The sequence below is a fragment of the Staphylococcus sp. HMSC059F04 genome (assembly GCF_001812565.1).
GTDB lineage: Bacteria > Bacillota > Bacilli > Staphylococcales > Staphylococcaceae > Staphylococcus > Staphylococcus lugdunensis.
Window position 1 is genome coordinate 34,602 of the sequence record NZ_KV809472.1, and the last position, 20,339, is coordinate 54,940.

The 20,339-nt window shown below is 34.4% G+C and carries 19 protein-coding genes; all 19 read left to right on the forward strand.

The window, feature by feature from the left end:
* Positions 1–10 precede the first annotated feature (10 nt).
* The 19 genes from ftsL to HMPREF2864_RS12330 all read left to right on the forward strand — a co-directional run bounded on the left by ftsL (position 11) and on the right by HMPREF2864_RS12330 (position 20,292).
* Positions 11–412, forward strand: a complete 402-nt coding sequence (gene ftsL / locus HMPREF2864_RS08245) for a cell division protein FtsL (RefSeq protein ID WP_002459366.1) — start codon at positions 11–13, stop codon at positions 410–412.
* Positions 393–2,696 carry a penicillin-binding protein gene (locus HMPREF2864_RS08250; protein ID WP_037540435.1) on the forward strand — a complete coding sequence of 768 codons (2,304 nt, stop codon included), beginning with the start codon at positions 393–395 and terminating at the stop codon, positions 2,694–2,696. Before ftsL ends, HMPREF2864_RS08250 begins: the two co-directional genes overlap by 20 nt.
* 359 nt (positions 2,697–3,055) lie before the next feature.
* A complete protein-coding gene (gene mraY, locus HMPREF2864_RS08255; RefSeq protein WP_002493096.1) occupies positions 3,056–4,021 on the forward strand; it encodes a phospho-N-acetylmuramoyl-pentapeptide-transferase in 966 nt (321 codons plus the stop codon).
* A 1-nt stretch (position 4,022) separates the two neighbouring features.
* The gene (gene murD, locus HMPREF2864_RS08260; RefSeq protein WP_002478330.1) at positions 4,023–5,372 is read left to right on the forward strand and encodes a UDP-N-acetylmuramoyl-L-alanine--D-glutamate ligase; all 1,350 of its coding nucleotides are present in this window, start codon (positions 4,023–4,025) and stop codon (positions 5,370–5,372) included.
* Between the two features lie 15 nt (positions 5,373–5,387).
* Complete coding sequence (locus HMPREF2864_RS08265) at positions 5,388–6,662, forward strand: cell division protein FtsQ/DivIB (RefSeq protein ID WP_070545167.1); 1,275 nt, start codon at positions 5,388–5,390, stop codon at positions 6,660–6,662.
* 102 nt (positions 6,663–6,764) lie between these two features.
* Positions 6,765–8,174, forward strand: coding sequence for a cell division protein FtsA (gene ftsA / locus HMPREF2864_RS08270; RefSeq protein ID WP_002459361.1), 1,410 nt, complete (start codon positions 6,765–6,767; stop codon positions 8,172–8,174).
* Between the two features lie 29 nt (positions 8,175–8,203).
* A complete protein-coding gene (ftsZ, locus tag HMPREF2864_RS08275; protein ID WP_002459360.1) occupies positions 8,204–9,385 on the forward strand; it encodes a cell division protein FtsZ in 1,182 nt (393 codons plus the stop codon).
* Positions 9,386–9,541: 156 nt separating this feature from the next.
* Entirely contained in the window at positions 9,542–10,333 is a 792-nt protein-coding gene (gene pgeF / locus HMPREF2864_RS08280) for a peptidoglycan editing factor PgeF (protein WP_002459359.1), read from the forward strand.
* Between the two features lie 18 nt (positions 10,334–10,351).
* On the forward strand, positions 10,352–11,020 hold the full coding sequence (locus HMPREF2864_RS08285; protein ID WP_002478328.1) for a YggS family pyridoxal phosphate-dependent enzyme: 669 nt from the start codon (positions 10,352–10,354) through the stop codon (positions 11,018–11,020).
* Between the two features lie 13 nt (positions 11,021–11,033).
* Positions 11,034–11,612: a cell division protein SepF gene (locus tag HMPREF2864_RS08290; protein ID WP_002459357.1), complete on the forward strand. Its 579-nt coding sequence runs from the start codon at positions 11,034–11,036 to the stop codon at positions 11,610–11,612.
* Between the two features lie 11 nt (positions 11,613–11,623).
* Positions 11,624–11,920: a YggT family protein gene (locus tag HMPREF2864_RS08295; RefSeq protein ID WP_070545165.1), complete on the forward strand. Its 297-nt coding sequence runs from the start codon at positions 11,624–11,626 to the stop codon at positions 11,918–11,920.
* A 62-nt stretch (positions 11,921–11,982) separates the two neighbouring features.
* Positions 11,983–12,777: a YlmH family RNA-binding protein gene (locus tag HMPREF2864_RS08300; protein WP_002459355.1), complete on the forward strand. Its 795-nt coding sequence runs from the start codon at positions 11,983–11,985 to the stop codon at positions 12,775–12,777.
* Between the two features lie 23 nt (positions 12,778–12,800).
* Positions 12,801–13,433: a DivIVA domain-containing protein gene (locus tag HMPREF2864_RS08305; RefSeq protein WP_002478327.1), complete on the forward strand. Its 633-nt coding sequence runs from the start codon at positions 12,801–12,803 to the stop codon at positions 13,431–13,433.
* Positions 13,434–13,660: 227 nt separating this feature from the next.
* Entirely contained in the window at positions 13,661–16,411 is a 2,751-nt protein-coding gene (ileS, locus tag HMPREF2864_RS08310; RefSeq protein WP_070545163.1) for an isoleucine--tRNA ligase, read from the forward strand.
* 374 nt (positions 16,412–16,785) lie between these two features.
* Complete coding sequence (locus HMPREF2864_RS08315) at positions 16,786–17,583, forward strand: VOC family protein (RefSeq protein WP_002478325.1); 798 nt, start codon at positions 16,786–16,788, stop codon at positions 17,581–17,583.
* Positions 17,584–17,889: 306 nt separating this feature from the next.
* The gene (gene lspA, locus HMPREF2864_RS08320; RefSeq protein ID WP_002459350.1) at positions 17,890–18,363 is read left to right on the forward strand and encodes a signal peptidase II; all 474 of its coding nucleotides are present in this window, start codon (positions 17,890–17,892) and stop codon (positions 18,361–18,363) included.
* Positions 18,364–18,376: 13 nt separating this feature from the next.
* Positions 18,377–19,294, forward strand: a complete 918-nt coding sequence (locus tag HMPREF2864_RS08325) for an RluA family pseudouridine synthase (RefSeq protein ID WP_070545161.1) — start codon at positions 18,377–18,379, stop codon at positions 19,292–19,294.
* 304 nt (positions 19,295–19,598) lie between these two features.
* Positions 19,599–20,126 (forward strand): bifunctional pyr operon transcriptional regulator/uracil phosphoribosyltransferase PyrR, encoded by a 528-nt coding sequence (gene pyrR, locus HMPREF2864_RS08330; protein WP_002459348.1) that lies wholly within the window; start codon positions 19,599–19,601, stop codon positions 20,124–20,126.
* A 43-nt stretch (positions 20,127–20,169) separates the two neighbouring features.
* Entirely contained in the window at positions 20,170–20,292 is a 123-nt protein-coding gene (locus HMPREF2864_RS12330; RefSeq protein ID WP_256277704.1) for a hypothetical protein, read from the forward strand.
* Positions 20,293–20,339 lie beyond the last annotated feature (47 nt).

Consider the following 20,339-nt stretch of genomic DNA (forward strand, 5'->3'; position numbering starts at 1 on the left):
GTAATGGACGATGGCTGTAGAAAAAATTTACCAACCATATCAGGATGTTTCTCAAACAAGCATTCCTAAACAACAACCACAAGCAGAACCAAGAAGACAAACTGTAAAAAGAAAAGTAGTTGTACAACTTACTAGATTTGAAAAGGTCTTATACATATCATTGATTACTGTCATTGCCTTGATTAGTATTTATGTGCTATCTTTAAAAATGGATGCGTATGATACGCGAGGAAAGATTGCAGATTTAGATCAAAAGATTGAAAAGCAAACAAGTGAGAACAGCGCACTTAAATCTGAAATTAAAAAGAATTCTTCTTATGAACGCATTTACGATAAGGCAAAAGCACAAGGTATGAGCCTTAAGAATGATAATGTAAAGGTAGTGCGTAATGATGGCGAAGCGAAAAATTAAAATTAAAAAAAATAAATTAGGAGCAGTCCTCCTTGTTAGTTTATTCGGACTGCTCTTTTTTATATTGGTTTTAAGATACTCATATATCATGGTGACCGGACATTCTTCTGGACAAGACTTACTAACACGAGCAAATGAAACGTATCTTGTTAAAAATCAAGAACAACCCGAACGCGGTAAAATTTATGATCGCAATGGGAAAGTGTTAGCTGAAGATGTTGAGCGTTTCAAATTAACGGCAGTGATTGATAAGAAGGCCAGTGAAAATAGTAAAAAGCCTCGACATGTCGTAGATAAAAAGAAAACTGCTAAAAAATTAGCAGAAGTCATCGATATGAAGGCAGATGATATTGAGAAAAAATTAAATCAGAAAAAGGCGTTTCAAGTTGAGTTTGGTCAAAAGGGAACGAATTTGACGTATCAACAAAAAGAAAAAATTGAAAAGATGAACTTACCAGGCATTACACTATATCCAGAAACAGAGCGGTTCTATCCAAATGGAAATTTTGCTTCTCATTTAATTGGACGTGCACAGAAGAATCCAGATACGGGTGAACTGAATGGTGCACTGGGTGTTGAAAAGATATTTAATAGTTATTTAAATGGTAAAAAAGGTGCACTATCATATATACAAGATATATGGGGGTATATTGCACCAAACACGAAACATGAAAGCTCACCTAAACGTGGAGATGATGTACATTTAACGATTGATTCCAATATACAAGTATTTGTGGAAGAAGCCTTGGATGGTATGGTTGAACGCTATCAACCTAAAGATTTGTTTGCCGTTGTAATGGATGCTAAAACAGGTGAGATTTTAGCTTTTAGTCAACGACCTACATTTAATCCTGAAACGGGGAAAGATTTTGGAAAAAAATGGGCAAATGATTTATATCAAAACACTTATGAACCAGGATCTACATTTAAGACTTATGGGTTAGCAGCTGCCATTCAAGAAGGTAAATTTAAACCAAATGAAAAGTATAAATCAGGTCACATGGATATTATGGGATCAAGAATATCTGACTGGAATAGAGTTGGTTGGGGTAGAATACCTATGACACAAGGATTTACTTATTCTTCAAATACACTTATGATGCAATTGCAAGATTTAGTTGGTGCAGATAAGATGAAATCTTGGTATGAACGCTTTGGTTTTGGTAAAACGACTGGCGGCATGTTTGATGGTGAAGCAAGTGGTAATATTGCATGGTCTAATGAATTACAACAAAAAACATCAGCATTTGGACAATCAACGACTGTAACTCCTGTACAAATGATTCAAGCGCAATCAGCCTTTTTTAATAAGGGAAATATGTTGAAACCATGGTTTGTGAATAAAGTAGACAATCCTATTTCTAAAAAAACCTTCTATAAAGGCGAAAAATCTTATGCAGGTAAGCCAATAACTGAAGAGACAGCCAATAAAGTAGAAACTGAACTTGATAAAGTTGTTAACAGTGAAAAAAGTCATGCACAGAATTATCGTGTAGAAGGCTATGATATCGAAGGTAAAACGGGAACGGCGCAAGTAGCGGATGAAAAAAGCGGTGGTTATGTTAAAGGGCCTAACCCATACTTTGTAAGTTTTATTGGAGATGCACCTAAGAAAAATCCACGTATCATTGTTTATGCGGGCATGAAACTTGCACAAAAGAATGACCAAGAAGCATATGAATTAGGTGTTAGTAAAGCTTTTAAACCAATTATGGAAAACACACTTAAATATTTAAATGTCGGCAGCTCAAAAGACAAAACAAACAAAGCAAAATATAGTAAAGTTCCAAATGTTGAGGGTGATGCCACTCAAGATGCGAAATCCAAACTACAAGATAAATCGTTAAATCCAATCGTTATTGGCAGTGGTCAAAAAGTAAAAACGCAATCTGTCAAATCTGGAAGTGAATTATTGCCACATAGTAAAGTACTTCTTCTTACTGATGGAGATGTTACAATGCCAGATATGAAAGGTTGGACGAAAGATGACGTATTGGCATTCCAAAGTTTAACGAATATTAAAGTCATCACAAAAGGAACCGGCTTTGTTACTGACCAGTCTATTTCAAATGGTACGAAGCTGAAAAAAAGCGATAAAATTGAGCTTACACTTTCAGCAAAAGATGCTGATGGCAGTCAATCAGAAGAGCAAGCTACTTCATCGGATAAGAATGATTCAACCGATAACCAAAAGCAAGATAAAAAAGATACATCTAAGTCAAAAGAGTCAAAAGAGGATTCAAAAGATCAACAAGACAATGCAGCTAAAGACAGTGAAGATTAGCTTGCTTCAATTAATGATGTGAGTTAACTAAAAATTTAATTTGTAAATTAAGATATAAACACGTATCACACAGTTTTGCGCTTTATGTTTAACGGCGCAGCTAGATATGGAGGAGCTAGAAGCCCCTATGCCTGTTCTATAAGTAAATTGTAGAACAATTTTCAGAATAACAATGTTTGTCAGCTTCTTCTCCTCGTGATTATCTGGCTAGATCATTGAGTAATGATGAAATATTACTTATCACATGGCAACATAAAATACATCTAAATAATGATGTGAAGTGTTAGTCATATTGTTAAAATAATAAAGTGAAAATGATGTGTATAAAATTTTGTATCTTAGTTAAAAAGGAGAAAATTATGCTTTTTTTATTTGCGATTATTGCGCTACTTATCACATTCGTATTAGTACCTGTACTTATTCCAACTTTAAAGAGAATGAAATTTGGACAAAGTATACGAGAAGAGGGTCCAGAGAGTCATATGAAAAAGACAGGAACGCCAACAATGGGTGGATTGACATTTTTAATTAGCATTATAATAACTTCGCTCATTGCTGTATTCTTCGTCGACAAATCCAATCCAATCATTTTGTTATTATTTGTAACAATTGGTTTCGGTTTGATTGGTTTTATTGATGATTACATCATTGTGGTAAAGAAAAACAATCAAGGTTTAACAAGCAAACAGAAATTTTTGGCTCAAATAGGTATTGCAGTTATATTTTTTGTATTAAGTTATGTATTCCATTTAATTCATTTTTCAACTGCGATTCACATACCTTTTACAGAAGTGGACATTCCTTTATCCATTTTCTACGTGATTTTCATTGTCTTCTGGCAAGTTGGTTTTTCCAATGCAGTTAACTTAACAGATGGCTTAGATGGTTTAGCAACTGGATTGTCTATTATTGGATTCACAATGTACGCGATTATGAGCTTTATCTTAGATTCCCCAGCCATAGGGACATTTTGTGTTATCATGATTTTTGCATTACTAGGTTTCTTACCATTTAATCTTAATCCCGCAAAAGTTTTCATGGGGGATACGGGTAGCTTAGCGCTTGGTGGTATATTTGCTACCTTGTCGATTATGTTAAATGCAGAATTATCATTACTGTTTGTTGGATTTGTATTTGTGGCTGAAACATTATCAGTTATTTTACAAGTAGCTTCTTATAAATTAACTAGAAAGCGTATTTTCAAGATGAGTCCGATTCATCATCATTTTGAATTGTGTGGTTGGAACGAATGGAAAGTCGTTACTGTTTTTTGGACTGTTGGCTTGGTTACAGGACTTATAGGCTTATGGATTGGAGTGCATTAACATGCAGAATTATACAGGTTTAGAAGATAAAGATGTTCTTGTTCTTGGTTTAGCTAAAAGTGGATATGAGGCAGCAAAATTGTTGACTAAACTTGGAGCTATTGTCACTGTTAATGATGGCAAAGATTTATCTCAAGATCCACATGCAAAAGACTTGGAAACAATGGGTGTTACAGTCGTTGGCGGTGGACATCCACTGTCATTATTAGATAAAAGCCCGATGATAGTTAAAAATCCAGGAATTCCATATCATTTACCTATTTTAATCGAAGCGCAAAAACGTGGTTTGAAAATCGTAACTGAAGTTGAATTAAGCTATCTAGTTTCTGAAGCGCCCATTATCGCGGTGACTGGTACAAATGGTAAAACAACGACAACTTCACTTATAGGTGATATGTTTAGTAAGAGCAGGTTGACTGGACGCTTATCTGGTAACATTGGTTATGTTGCATCAAAAGTCGCTCAAGATACACACCCAGATGAATATTTAATTACAGAATTGTCTTCATTCCAATTACTAGGCATAGATAAGTATCGTCCACACATCGCTATTATTACAAATATTTATTCGGCGCATTTAGACTATCACGGTACACTTGAAAATTATCAAAATGCTAAAAAGCAAATATATAAAAATCAAACAGCAGATGATTATCTTATTTGTAATTATCACCAACGCCATTTGATTGAATCAGAACAATTAAAAGCTAAGACACTTTATTTTTCTACACAACAAGAAGTAGATGGCATTTATATTAAAGATAACTTTATTATTTATAAAGGCGTGCGAATTATAAATATTGATGATTTAGTGTTACCTGGTGAACATAATTTGGAAAATATTTTGGCGGCAGTCTTAGCATCATTATTGGCAGGTGTTCCTGTTAAAGCTATCATTGATAGTTTGACTACATTCTCAGGCATTGAACATAGACTGCAGTATATTGGTACAAATCGAACTAATAAATATTACAATGACTCAAAGGCTACTAATACATTAGCAACACAATTCGCGCTTAATTCATTTAATCAACCTATCATTTGGTTATGTGGTGGGTTAGATAGAGGTAACGATTTTGATGAACTAATTCCTTATATGAAACATGTCAGAGTAATGGTTGTGTTTGGCGAAACACAAGAGAAATTTGTTAAATTAGGAACGAGTCAAGGTAAATATGTAATTAAAGCCACAGATGTTACAGATGCAGTCGATAAAGTACAAGATGTGATAGAACCAAATGATGTCGTATTACTCTCTCCGGCTTGTGCAAGTTGGGATCAATATCAAACCTTTGAAGAACGAGGGGATAAATTTATTGAAAGTTTTAAAGCACACTTACCATCATATTAAAGGGTGTGAATAAACATGGATGAACAAAAATCAGATAGTAAAATAAGACATATCAATGCCAACGATTTTGAACGACAGCGCCGTAAATCTAGTACAAAGCGCAGACGAAACCGCTTATTTAGCGATAAAGACAACTTCGATACTTCAACGGAGCAAGAAGATAACACACAATCAAACATAGACAATCATGATTCTTCAAATCACATCAACACGGCTACACAACATGAAAATAATGAGGAAATCCAAAACACAGAAGATGAAATAAACAACAGTGCTTTAGAAAACAATCTGCATGAGCAACAAAATGAACCATCTAAAGAAGACTTATCCAGTACAACACAAGATGATACAGCAATCCAACATAATACTGATGACGGCGATGTGACAGAAGATAATGAAGATATTGAGAAACCGCCGCCACTTACACCTGAAGAACTAAGAGAACAAAAAAGACGACAGCGTAGAAAACGTCAAAAGACAATCCAATACATTGTTATAACAGCGCTGATCCTTATCATCATACTTTTTCTGTTTTATATGTTTACGCCAATTAGTCGCATAGCAAATGTAACAATTAAAGGTAATCATAATGTATCAACATCAGAAATAAATAAGCAATTAAATGCGAATAGTGGCGAAAGAATGTATACATTTAGTAATAGTAAGGCTAAGGCCAAATTAAAAGACAATCCTTTGATAAAAAATGTTGATATACAGAAACATTTGCCGAATACATTATCTGTTACAATAGAAGAAAATCAAGTTGTAGGTATGATTAAAGATAAGGATGATTATATTCCAATATTAGAAGGGAATACGGAATTAAAAAACTATAAAGGGCAATTAACAGACCGAGGACCTATCATTGAAGGTTTTAAAGGTGATAAAAAACAAGAAATTGTTCACGCCTTAGCGGAAATGTCTCCTAAAATTAGAAGTATGATTGCTGAAGTAACATACGAACCACAAAAGAATAAGCAAAATCGAATTAAATTGTATACGAAAGATGATATGCAAGTAATTGGCAATATTAAAACGATAGCAGATAAAATGAAGTACTACCCACAAATGTCTCAATCGTTGTCACGTGATCAATCAGGTAACTTAACAACAGATGGATACATTGATTTATCAGTAGGAGCATCGTTCATACCTTATAAAAATCAAGAAGCACAACAATCACAAACTGAACAAGATGTGACAAAAAACTCTCAGCAAGAAAATGAGGCAAAAAGTGAATTACAAAGTGTACTTAACAAAATAAACGAACAATCTAAAAAAAATAATTAAAAAATTCCGATATATTATGTCTTTATAGTTCACAAGTGTAACGACGTATTGTAAACTAAACATAGTGCATTTTAATAGTAATTTGTCAGGAGGTGCCTATCTATGGAGGAACATTACTACGTTAGTGTAGATATTGGTTCATCAAGCGTAAAAATAATAGTAGGCGAAAAATTTCACAATGGTATAAATGTGATAGGTACAGGACAAACCTACACAAATGGTATTAAAAACGGTCTGATTGACGATTTTGACATTGCGAAACAAGCGATTAAAGATACGCTCAAAAAGGCTTCTATTGCTTCTGGTGTAGATATTAAAGAAGTGTTTTTAAAATTGCCAATCGTTTCAACAGAAGTGTTCGATGAAACTAATGAAATTGAATTTTATGAAGATACTGAGATTAATGGCACACACATTGAAAGTGTTTTAGATGGTATTCGGGATAAAAATGATGTCCCTGGTACGGAAATTATTAACGTATTTCCTAGTAAATTTATCTTAGACGGGAATAACGAAGTTTCAGATCCTAAAGAAATTATTGCAAGACATTCTCTTAAAGTTGAAGCAGGCGTGATTGCAATTGAAAAATCAATTTTAATCAATATGATCAAATGTGTTGAAGCATGTGGCGTAGATGTATTAGATGTTTATTCTGATGCTTATAATTACGGTTTCATTTTATCCGCAATGGAAAAGGAACTAGGCACATGTGTTATTGATATTGGTGAAGATTTAACACAGGTAGCTTTCTATGAACGTGGTGAATTACTTGATGCTGCTTCAATTAAACTTGCTGGTAGAGATATAACCAGTGATATTGCAGAAGCATTCAATACTTCATATGAAACGGCTGAAAAGATTAAGCAACAATATGGACATGCTTATGCAGAAAGCGCTTCAGATCAAGATGTATTTACTGTAGATCAAGTTGATAGTGAAGAAACGGTAGAATATTCTCAAAAAGATTTAAGTCACATTATTCAAGCAACAATGGAAGACATTTTCAATTGCGTATTTGATATTCTAATTAATTTAGAATTGACACGAGTGAATGGCGGATTTGTTGTTACAGGTGGATCATCTAATTTATTAGGTGTGAAAGATTTACTAACTATATTAGTAACTGAAAAAATCAGAATACATACACCATCACAAATGGGTATAAGAAAACCTGAATTTACATCTGCAATTTCTACAATTTCTAGCAGTATCACTTTTGATGAATTATTAGATTATGTTACAATAAATTATCAAGATAATGAGGAATTTGAAGAAGAAGTCATCGCTTCTGAAGAAAAAGAAAATACTTCTAGATCAATTGGTTTTAACTGGTTCAAAGGTAAATCAAATAAAAATGATTCTACACAAAATAAAGATGAGCCAGAATACCATGAAAATTACGATGACCATACAACAGATCAAAATTCTGAAGAAGAACATCATGATGGGCACGATAAATCTGATAAAGAAGAAAGTAAATTTAAAAAACTTATGAAATCTCTATTTGAATGATTGGCCATAAAAACTAGGAGGAAAATTAAATGTTAGAATTTGAACAAGGATTTAATCATTTAGCGACACTAAAAGTCATCGGTGTAGGTGGCGGCGGAAATAACGCGGTAAATCGTATGATTGACCATGGTATGAACAATGTGGAATTCATTGCTATTAATACAGATGGACAAGCTTTAAACTTATCAAAAGCTGAAGCTAAAATTCAAATTGGTGAAAAATTAACACGTGGTTTAGGTGCTGGCGCAAACCCTGAAATTGGGAAAAAAGCTGCTGAAGAATCTCGTGAACAAATTGAAGATGCCATTCAAGGTGCAGACATGGTATTTGTTACTGCTGGTATGGGTGGCGGAACTGGTACAGGTGCTGCGCCAGTTGTAGCGAAAATAGCTAAAGAAATGGGTGCATTAACAGTTGGTGTTGTTACTCGTCCATTCGGCTTTGAAGGACGTAAGCGTTCAACTCAAGCAGCAGCTGGTGTTGAAGCAATGAAAGCAGCTGTTGATACATTAATCGTTATTCCAAACGATCGCTTATTAGATATCGTAGATAAATCTACACCTATGATGGAAGCATTTAAAGAAGCAGACAATGTATTACGTCAAGGTGTACAAGGTATTTCTGACTTAATCGCTGTATCTGGTGAAGTTAACTTAGACTTTGCTGATGTTAAAACAATCATGTCTAACCAAGGCTCTGCATTAATGGGAATTGGTGTGTCATCAGGTGAAAATAGAGCTGTTGAAGCTGCTAAAAAAGCAATTTCATCACCATTACTTGAAACATCTATTGTTGGTGCTCAAGGTGTGTTAATGAATATTACTGGTGGCGAATCATTATCATTATTCGAAGCACAAGAAGCTGCAGATATTGTTCAAGATGCTGCTGACGAAGATGTTAATATGATTTTCGGTACAGTTATTAATCCAGAATTACAAGATGAAATTGTTGTCACAGTTATTGCAACAGGTTTCGAAGATAAACCGTCAACACAAGGACGTAAAGCAAACACTGGCTTTGGTTCAAGCGCGCCATCTTCAAGTGCACCTGGAACAGCAAATACAACTAAAGAAGAGCCTTCTTTCAAGGCGAATCATTCTTCACGTAACACTGAAGCTTCAGCAGAGCGTACGCAAACGACTAAGGATGATGACATTCCTAGCTTTATTAGAAATAGAGAAGAAAGACGTTCTAGAAGAACAAGACGTTAATCTAAAGAAAAATACAAAATTCATAAAAAGTCATCGGGTCATAGCGGTCTGATGACTTTTTATTTTAATCTTAAAATCACTGTAATTTTAGTATATAATTGTAATGTATACGTTGCTTATAACTGCGAAGAAGACGGTTAAATTGAGGTGCTTGATATGAAAGATAGATTTAAAAAAGAACCACATCTATTGCGATATGAAGATGACAAACTTGAACATGTAACGTTAGGTTTTACTACAAGAGAAGGCGGTAGCAGCCCTTATCCAGAACGAGCATTTAATATGGCTCGTTATATTGATGATGCGCCAGAACATGTGACTAAGCACCAGCAGCTATTAGCAGCAGCTATTGATTTCCCTAGAGCGCATTGGGTATTTCCAATACAAACACACGAGAACAAAGTGGCTGAGGTTACCGTACGAGACCAAGGTACAAATATCGATGCGCTTAGTCACAAGCTATATGGTATTGATGGCCTATATACTTATGACTCAAATGTACTGCTGACGATGTGTTATGCGGATTGTGTACCGATATACTTTTATAGTGAATCTCATGACTTTGTAGGTTTAGCGCATGCTGGTTGGAGAGGAACATATGGTCAAATCGTTATTGAAATGATAAATCAAATTAAATTTCCGTTATCTGACTTGCAAGTTGTTATAGGACCTGCAACGTCTAATTCTTATGAAATCAATGATGAAATTAAAGAAAAGTTTGAAACGCTGCCGATTGATAGTCAATGTTATATTGAGACACGAGGAACGAATCGTCATGGCATTGACTTGAAAAAAGCCAATGCATTACTATTACAATCTATGGGAGTACCTCAAAATAATATTTATATTACACAATATGCAACGTCTGAAGATTTAAATCTCTTTTTCTCATATCGACTTGAAGAAGGGCATACAGGTAGAATGTTAGCTTTTATCGGACGCAAGTAAGGAAGGCGATGAATAGATATGGATGTGAAATCCAATTTAGCACATATTCAACAAGAAATTGAAAGTCATAAGAAAAAAAGCACAATAGATAGCCATATCAATGTGATAGCAGTTACAAAATATGTTACAATAGAGCGAGCTAAAGAAGCATACGATGCAGGTTTGAGACATTTTGGTGAAAATCGCTTAGAAGGATTTTTAGAAAAGAAAGCTGCATTACCAGAAGATGCTGTTATGCATTTTATTGGTTCATTGCAATCTAGGAAAGTTAAAGATGTCATCAATGAAGTTGATTATTTCCATGCGCTAGATCGAATGAGTTTAGCTAAAGAAATCAACAAACGTGCGAACCATACTATTTCTTGTTTTTTACAAGTTAATGTTTCAGGTGAAGCGTCTAAACATGGAATCCATTTAAATGAAGTGGACAAGTTTATAGATGATATTAAAGCTTATGAGAATATTAAAATTGTAGGCTTGATGACAATGGCACCATTTACAGATGATACACAATATATTCAAGAATTATTTAAGAAATTAAGATTAAAACGGGATGACATACAACAACGACAATTAACTTATGCACCGTGTACGGAATTATCTATGGGAATGAGTAATGATTACCCTGTAGCAGTTGAAGAAGGCGCAACATATATAAGAATTGGAACTAAATTGGTAGGAGAATAGGAGTGAGCCATCAGTGGCAATTAAAGATTTATTTAATAATTTCTTCGAGTTTACTGACGAAGAAGAAGTTGTCGAAGAACCAGAACAATATCGTGAAAAAGAATCACAAAAACCATCACAATCACGTACACCACAAGCAACACAGTCAAATTCGAATTTCTCAGCTAATCAAAGCGAACTAAGATCAGTACCTAATAGAAGATCTTCAAGAAATCAAAATAATGAAGAAAGGAATTATCGAATGAACACACTATCAAAATCAGGCTCTAAAAACGTCGTTACTATGGATCAATCATCAGACTATTCGTCACAAGAAAGTTCTAAAATGTGTTTATTTGAACCACGTGTCTTTTCTGATACACAAGATATTGCAGACGAATTAAAAAATCGACGCGCAACATTAGTTAATTTACAAAGAATCGATAAAGTATCAGCTAAACGTATTATAGACTTTTTAAGTGGAACAGTTTATGCTATTGGCGGCGATATCCAACGCGTGGGCACAGATATCTTCTTATGCACACCGGACAATGTTGAAGTGGCTGGTAGTATTACAGACCATATTGAAAATATGGAACAACCGTACGAATAAGGAGATTAAATATGAGCATTAGCTTGTTAGCAACGATATTTAACTTCATATCATTTTTAGTTACTGTTTATTATTTTGGTATGATTATTTATTTCTTTACTTCATGGGTTCCTAATATACGTGAGTCGGTCGTAGGCCGCTTTTTGAGTAGTATTTATGAACCGTATTTAGAACCTTTCAGAAAAATCATTCCACCTCTTGGTATGATAGATATTTCATCTTTAGTAGCACTCTTTGTACTTATTTTATTCCAATGGGGACTAGATAGTATATTTAGAGCAATTCTTATTTATGTAGCTGCGCATTAGTTGCGGTTAAACGAGGGAAGTACAATCTACTTAACCTCGTTTTATTACGTTATCGAACTTTATTGGTACGTTTAGGAGGACTTATCATCGATATTTATCAGCATTTTCGACCTGAAGAACATGAGCTTATAGATCGATTAATTGACAAATGCGATCAGGCAGCACAACAATATGCCCCGGTATTAACAAATTTTCTAGATCCAAGAGGACAATATATACTATCAGTGATAGTGGGAAGTTATGAAGATATACAAGTCGCATTTAATGGTGGGCTTTATGCAGAAAGACAGCGAGCTATCATTGCCCCGTCATATTATGAACCGCGTGTTGAAGACTTTGAGTTATGTTGTTTAGAGATTGACTATCCGGAAAAATTTGTTACGTTGCAACATCAACATGTGCTGGGAACATTAATGTCTTTAGGTATTGAACGAGAGCAAGTAGGAGATATACATGTTGCGCAACGTATTCAATTTGTTTTGACAAGACAGTTAGAATCGTATATCATGATGGAATTAACTCGAATTAAAGGCGCAACAGTAAAACTTAATTCTATTCCATTACAAGATATGATACAATCAGAAGAGAATTGGAAAATTCAACATACTACAGTCAGCGCAATGCGCTTAGACGTTGTATTAAAAGATATGATTCATAAATCAAGGTCAATTGCGAAACAATTGATTGAGAAAAAACGCGTCAAGGTGAATCATACAATTGTTGAAGCATCGGATTTTCAGCTGGAGCCTAATGACTTATTATCTATTCAAGGCTATGGGCGTGCACAATTGTTGGAAATCGGTGGTAGAACTAAAAAGGATAAATACTACATTACGTATCAAACATTATTTAAATAGTGTAAATCGAAGGAGGATATAGCATGCCTTTTACACCTAATGAAATTATAAATAAAGAATTCACTCGTGTAAAAAATGGTCTTGAACCTGAAGAAGTGAGTGATTATTTAAAACAATTAAGCAATGAAATTGAAAGACTTAAAGAAGATAAAAAACAACTTGAAAAAGTGATAGAAGAGCGCGATACTAATATTAAGTCTTATCAAAGTGTTCATCAATCTGTAAGTGATGCACTTGTTCAAGCGCAACAAGCAGGTGAACAAACGAAAGCAGCAGCTGAAAAGCAAGCTGAAGCAACGTTGGCACAAGCACAAGCGAAAGCAGATCAAATTGTTAACGATGCTATCGAAAAGGCACGTCGCTTATCATTCCAAACTGAAGATATGAAACGTCAATCTAAAGTGTTTAGATCACGCTTCCGCATGTTAGTTGAGGCGCAGCTTGATTTATTAAAAAATGATGATTGGGACTACTTATTAAACTATGATTTAGATGCTGAACAAATTACACGAGAGAACGTGCAACATTTAAATGATCAAGATTTAACAGCAGAAGAACGACAACTTAAAGCTGAACAGCAGCAACCAGATCATACATCTCAATCAGCAGAAGATGAAACAACGCAAGATAACACTGATCAGTCATCACCTAAATAATGAATAATATTTAAGTCAGACACGTAAGAAGGATATCACGTTTTAAAGCGAGTCAGGAGTTGGTGGAAGCCTGACAAACGATGACTTCTTATATCACTGATTTAATAAAAAAGAATTATGACAAGAGAGAGCTCTAAGTTGAGTTAAGCAGGGTGGTACCGCGGCATTTTCCGTCCCTATTAATTGAACTTAGAGTTCTTTTTTAATTATAAGGAGTGAGTAATAGTATGAATTATAAAGAAACATTATTAATGCCTAAAACAGATTTTCCAATGCGAGGAGGTTTACCGAAAAAAGAGCCTCAAATACAAGAAAAATGGGACGCTGACAATCAATATCAAAAAGCTTTAGCTAAAAATAAAGGTAATCAAACATATATACTTCATGATGGTCCGCCATATGCAAATGGTAATCTTCATATGGGACATGCTTTAAATAAAATTATTAAAGATTTTATTGTCCGATATAAAACAATGCAAGGGTATTATGCACCTTTCGTGCCAGGATGGGACACGCATGGCTTACCTATAGAACAAGCATTGACCAAAAAAGGTGTAGACCGCAAAAAAATGTCAATTGCCGAATTCAGAGAAAAATGTAAAGAATTTGCGCTTGAGCAAGTAGAATTACAAAAGAAAGATTTTAAAAGTTTAGGGGTTCGTGGAGATTTCAATAATCCTTATATCACTTTAAAACCAGAATACGAAGCAGCTCAAATTCGCCTATTCGGTGAAATGGCTGACAAAGGCCTAATCTATAAAGGTAAAAAGCCAGTCTACTGGTCACCATCAAGTGAATCATCACTTGCTGAAGCAGAAATTGAATATCATGATAAACGCTCAGCATCTATTTATGTTGCATTTGATGTCAAAGATTCAAAAGGCGTTGTTGATGAAGATGCACAATTCATTATTTGGACAACTACACCTTGGACAATTCCATCAAACGTTGCTATTACAGTTCATCCAGAACTTAAATATGGTCAGTATAATGTGAATGGCAAAAAATATATTATTGCCGAAGCATTAGCTGACGAAGTTGCTGAAGCATTAGACTGGGATAAAAATCACATCAAATTAGAGAAAGAGTTTATGGGTAAAGAACTAGAATATGTCGAAGCACAACATCCGTTCTTAGACCGTGTCTCATTAGTTATCAATGGTAACCATGTTACAACAGATGCAGGTACAGGTTGTGTTCATACCGCTCCTGGACACGGTGAAGATGACTATATCGTAGGACAAAAATACGGCTTGCCAGTTATTAGTCCGCTAAACGATAAAGGTGTCTTCACAGAAGAAGGCGGTCAATTTGAAGGTATGTTTTATGACAAAGCTAATAAAGCAGTTACTGATTTATTAACTGAAAAAGATGCATTATTAAAATTAAGCTTTATTACACATAGTTATCCACATGACTGGCGTACAAAAAAACCAGTTATTTTCCGAGCAACACCTCAGTGGTTCGCATCAATCAATAAAGTAAGACAAGATATTTTAGATGCTATAGAAGAAACTGAATTTAAAGTTAACTGGGGTAAAACGCGTATTTATAATATGATTCGTGACCGTGGTGAATGGGTCATCTCACGTCAACGTGTTTGGGGTGTACCTTTACCAGTATTTTATGCGGAAAATGGCGATATTATTATGACTAAAGAAACAGTTAATCATGTTGCTGATTTATTTGAACAATATGGCTCAAATGTTTGGTTTGAACGTGAAGCTAAGGAACTCTTACCTGAAGGATTTACGCATCCTGGTAGTCCTAACGGTGAATTCACGAAAGAAACGGATATCATGGATGTCTGGTTTGATTCAGGTTCATCTCATAGAGGTGTATTAGAAAAACGTCCAGAACTCAGTTTCCCTGCGGACTTATACTTTGAAGGTAGTGACCAATATCGTGGTTGGTTTAACTCTTCAATCACTACAGCAGTAGCTACGAGAGGTCAAGCGCCATATAAATTCTTATTATCTCATGGTTTCGTTATGGACGGAGAAGGTAAGAAAATGAGTAAATCACTTGGTAACGTTATTGTTCCAGACCAAGTTGTAAAACAAAAAGGTGCTGACATTGCACGTTTATGGGTGAGTAGTACGGACTATTTAGCTGATGTACGTATCTCCGATGAAATCTTGAAACAAACATCTGATGTTTATCGTAAAATTAGAAATACATTAAGATTTATGTTAGGTAACGTGAATGATTTTAATCCAGATACAGATGCAGTATTAGAATCAGATTTACTTGAAGTTGATCGCTACCTCTTAAATCGTTTAAGAGAATTTACAGCAAGTACTATCCATCACTATGATAACTTCGATTATTTAAATATTTATCAAGAAGTTCAAAACTTCATCAATGTTGAACTAAGTAACTTTTACTTAGATTATGGTAAAGATATTCTTTATATCGAAGAGAAAAATTCACATAAACGTCGTAGTATGCAAACGGTGTTATATCAAATTTTAGTGGATATGACTAAATTATTAGCACCAATCTTAGTGCATACTGCTGAAGAAGTTTGGTCACATACGCCACATGTTAAAGAAGAAAGTGTACATTTAGCTGATATTCCTGAAGTCGTTGATGTCGATCGTGCGCTTCTTGATAAATGGAATCAATTTATGTATTTACGTGATGACGTTAATCGTGCATTAGAAGCGGCACGTAATGATAAAGTCATTGGAAAATCATTAGAAGCGAAAGTCATTATTGGAAACAATGATAACTACAATGCTACTGACTTCTTAGCACAATTTGCTGATTTGCATCAATTGTTTATTGTGTCTCAAGTTGAAGTTGTTGATTCAGTTGATAATGGTATAACATATCAGCATGGAGATATCCGTATTGAACAGGCACAAGGCGATAAATGTGAAAGATGTTGGAATTATAGTGAACATTTAGGTTCTGTAGGTGAATTAGATCATCTTTGTCCACGTTGTCAAGAAGTTGTAAAAACGTTAGTTTAAAGATGATAGAAGTATAACGCTGTGATAATTGAAAATATTTAGATTTAAAAGTAAAAACTTTGGCATAGACGGATTGTTTTCACAATAACTAAATAGTAATAAATTATAAAATAACACTGATATAACAGTAAATAACTTATATAAAAAGCAGTAGTGATTAATTAAGTCTACACAGATTTTAATTTTCACTGCTGCTTTTTTCTTTCAATGTCATCGTGTTAAATTTGAAATTTAAGTTTATGCTTGATATCCCATTGTAGGTTTCATAATATAATGTAGGAAACAGCTAAAATAATTTTAAATATGTACACTTAAACTGTAAAGGTAAAATATACCATATATGTTTTAGATTCAATAAAAATGGAGCGTGACCTATGTTTCATTCAGCAGAAGCTCGTTTTGTTAATGGCATAACATTAAATGTAAAAAATTTAGCAGCTTTACGGCCTTTTTATGAGGATGTTATTGGATTTCAAGTAGTAACTGCTTCTATTAATTGTGTGCAGTATGATGTAGGCTTATCTCATCATATCCTTACCTTACAAGAGATATCATCTGGACGTGAACCTCAACTAACTGAGGCAGGGTTATTTTACATAGGGATATTATTGCCGCATAATAGCGATTTAGCAAATCTTATGGTTCAATTTAGTGATTTTGATATTCCGATGAATGGCGGGGAGCAAAGTACATCAACATCACTCTTTGTCGAAGATCCAGAAGGCAACATGTTAAAATTTTATGTTGATTATCCTCTTGAAGATTGGCTATATCGCACGCATCTGCATTCAATGCATATTAAAGCTATGAATATTCCTAAATTACTGAGTTACACGACAGAAGTTGGCTGGCAGGGTATACCTAAAGATACAAAAATCGGCAATATTCATCTAAAAACAACGCGATTATCTGAAGTTGAACAATATTATAAAGCCTACTTTGGTTTAAAGAAAAGCGCCCAATTGGATAAGATGTCTCTTTTTTTAGCTTCACAGTATTATCACCATCACATCGCACTCAATCATTGGATATCTAGAGTTAAGCGCGTTGATAATGAACACACTTATGGTTTAGCATTGATTGATTTTTATTATCCAGAAACAACACATCTTTGGTTAAAAGGACCAGATGGTTTACAATTTCGCTTTAATTTTATAAAAGTAGAATCATGATACGAACAAAGAAATCATCCTAATCGTCGCCAGCATTTTAATGATATTACTAGCAATAGTTGTCGTCATAGAAAATAAAGATATGATGAAAGGTTTCGCTAATGAAAGTAAATGTTTGGTTTTGTTTGCATTAAAGGCTAAATCATTTAGAAGAATATACAACATGAATTCATTGCACTTTATTTTATAAAGTATGATGAGCGTGGCAGGTCTCTGACTGAATGTCACTCTCTCTTTTTTTATATGGTTGAGTAAGCTATAATGAAGTGTGTTGTAAAGAAACAAGTATCGAATGGAGGAACATAGATGCAAAAGAAATTCTATGTTGGCATTTCAACATTGGTTGTATTAGCGTTAGTTATATTTGATCAATTAACGAAATGGCTTATTGTAAAATCAATGTCTATTGGAGATTCATATGAGGTAATTCCTGGATTTTTAAATATTACATCACACCGCAATAATGGTGCAGCTTGGGGTATATTGAGTGGGAAGATGGTATTTTTCTATATTATAACAATCATCATTTTAGCCATCCTTGTCCTCTTTTTTATTAAAGAAGCACAATATCATTTATTTATGCAAATAGCAATTAGTCTACTCTTTGCGGGTGCATTAGGGAATTTTATAGATCGTATCGTTAATGGAGAAGTTGTAGATTTTATTGACACCAATATTTTTGGATATGACTTTCCAATATTTAATGTTGCGGATTCTAGCTTAACTATAGGTGTGTTACTCATCATAATCGCTTTACTTAAAGACACTAAAAAAGAATAGGGAGGTTAATTTAATGACAACGCATAGTATAGAAATTACAGATACTAGACACACAGGACAACGCATAGATAAGTTGCTGTCTGACTATGATCATGACTGGTCCAGAAGTCAAATTCAGGATTGGATAAAACATGAATTAGTAATCGTGAATGGGAAAGCAATTAAAGCAAATTATAAGGTTAAGTTACATGATTCTATTGTCATTACCGAAAAGGAAGTGGTTGATGCAGATATTCAACCAGAAAATTTAAATTTAGATATTTACTACGAAGATAAAGATCTTGCTATTGTATATAAACCTAAAGGCATGGTGGTTCATCCTTCTCCAGGTCACTATAGCGGTACGTTAGTCAATGGTTTGATGTATCAAATCAAAGATTTATCGGGCATCAATGGTGAAATCAGACCCGGCATTGTACATCGAATTGATAAGGACACATCGGGATTGTTAATGGTTGCTAAAAATGATATTGCGCATCGTAGTCTAGTTGATCAGCTTGTAGCTAAATCGGTTAAACGTAAATATACTGCGTTAGTTCATGGTAATATTCCTCATGACTATGGTACAGTTGATGCTCCGATTGGGCGTAATAAAAAAGATCGTCAGTCTATGGATGTTGTAGATGACGGAAAGGATGCTGTGACACATTTCAATGTATTAGAACACTTTAAGGACTATACGTTGATAGAATGTCAATTAGAAACTGGCCGAACACATCAAATTCGAGTACACATGAAGTATATAGGTTATCCTTTGGTGGGAGATCCTAAATATGGCCCGAAAAAAACTTTAGATATCGGTGGTCAAGCCTTGCATGCTGGTTTAATTGGCTTTGAACATCCGGTAACTGGGGAGTATATTGAACGTCAAGCAGCACTTCCTGATGCATTTGAACAGTTGCTTGAAGACATTCGCAAGAGAGATGCGTAGCGTATGATGTGACCATTTCTTTGAGGTTTAAAATGAGATAACTGTAGCATTAAAACATGATTGACAAGCTACTAAAATAACGGTAAACTAAGGACAGTTTAAAACCAACAACGTCTTTAATTGAACGTCCAGAGAGACTTCAAAGGCATGATAACGTTTAATATATGTATGGTGTATTTGTCGATTTTAAATAGCCTATTTCACTATAGTTGCTTGAGAAATATTGTACACCTTTTGTATAGATAACCTCATGTCTTGTAAGACATGAGGTTTTTGTGTTGTAATTCTTAAAAGAGGTGTTAATGTGTCAGAACGTATTATTATGGATGAAGCAGCTGTTCAACGTACAGTGACAAGAATAGCACATGAAATCTTAGAATATAATAAAGGCACTGACAATTTAGTGCTTTTAGGCATCAAAACGCGTGGAGAATTTTTAGCACAACGCATTCAAGAACGTATATTAAAAATTGAGCAACAACTCGTGCCTACTGGAACAATTGATGTTACATCATTTAGAGATGATATTGAACTGACTGAGCAAACGTCTTCGCAACTTGCTTATGATATCGATGTCGATATTACTGGTAAAGTAGTTATTATCATTGATGATGTTCTATATACGGGTAGGACTGTTAGAGCTTCACTTGATGCGATACTTAAACATTCAAGGCCAATCAAAATTGGCTTAGCTGCACTTGTCGATAGAGGACATAGAGAATTGCCAATTCGCGCAGATTTTGTTGGAAAAAACATACCGACTTCCAAAAACGAATCAGTTTCAGTATTTTTAGCAGAAAAAGATTCGCGTACGGCAGTCGTTATATCATAGCCGCCTTTTAAAGCAGTACGAGAGACTGGAAAAGGTGAAGTAAATGAATATACACAAAAATCCGATTGTATTAATGAAAGCAGCGCAACAATATCAGAAGTTAACCTTGATAAGTATTTCTGTATTTAGTTGCAAAGTAGATTTAACCGTTACCGATTGTGTATAATACCATACTTCATTTTAATCATTTGAGCACGACTTGAGTAAGAATGT

Coding starts and splice junctions, on each gene's coding strand:
- ftsA (WP_002459361.1), top strand. CDS start 6,765: ATGGAGGAACATTACTACGTTAGTGTAGATATTGGTTCATCAAGCGTA.
- pgeF (WP_002459359.1), top strand. CDS start 9,542: ATGAAAGATAGATTTAAAAAAGAACCACATCTATTGCGATATGAAGAT.
- HMPREF2864_RS08285 (WP_002478328.1), top strand. CDS start 10,352: ATGGATGTGAAATCCAATTTAGCACATATTCAACAAGAAATTGAAAGT.
- lspA (WP_002459350.1), top strand. CDS start 17,890: ATGCAAAAGAAATTCTATGTTGGCATTTCAACATTGGTTGTATTAGCG.
- HMPREF2864_RS08295 (WP_070545165.1), top strand. CDS start 11,624: ATGAGCATTAGCTTGTTAGCAACGATATTTAACTTCATATCATTTTTA.
- HMPREF2864_RS08265 (WP_070545167.1), top strand. CDS start 5,388: ATGGATGAACAAAAATCAGATAGTAAAATAAGACATATCAATGCCAAC.
- HMPREF2864_RS08305 (WP_002478327.1), top strand. CDS start 12,801: ATGCCTTTTACACCTAATGAAATTATAAATAAAGAATTCACTCGTGTA.
- ftsL (WP_002459366.1), top strand. CDS start 11: ATGGCTGTAGAAAAAATTTACCAACCATATCAGGATGTTTCTCAAACA.
- murD (WP_002478330.1), top strand. CDS start 4,023: ATGCAGAATTATACAGGTTTAGAAGATAAAGATGTTCTTGTTCTTGGT.
- HMPREF2864_RS08325 (WP_070545161.1), top strand. CDS start 18,377: ATGACAACGCATAGTATAGAAATTACAGATACTAGACACACAGGACAA.
- HMPREF2864_RS08315 (WP_002478325.1), top strand. CDS start 16,786: ATGTTTCATTCAGCAGAAGCTCGTTTTGTTAATGGCATAACATTAAAT.
- HMPREF2864_RS08250 (WP_037540435.1), top strand. CDS start 393: ATGGCGAAGCGAAAAATTAAAATTAAAAAAAATAAATTAGGAGCAGTC.
- mraY (WP_002493096.1), top strand. CDS start 3,056: ATGCTTTTTTTATTTGCGATTATTGCGCTACTTATCACATTCGTATTA.
- ileS (WP_070545163.1), top strand. CDS start 13,661: ATGAATTATAAAGAAACATTATTAATGCCTAAAACAGATTTTCCAATG.
- ftsZ (WP_002459360.1), top strand. CDS start 8,204: ATGTTAGAATTTGAACAAGGATTTAATCATTTAGCGACACTAAAAGTC.
- HMPREF2864_RS12330 (WP_256277704.1), top strand. CDS start 20,170: ATGAATATACACAAAAATCCGATTGTATTAATGAAAGCAGCGCAACAA.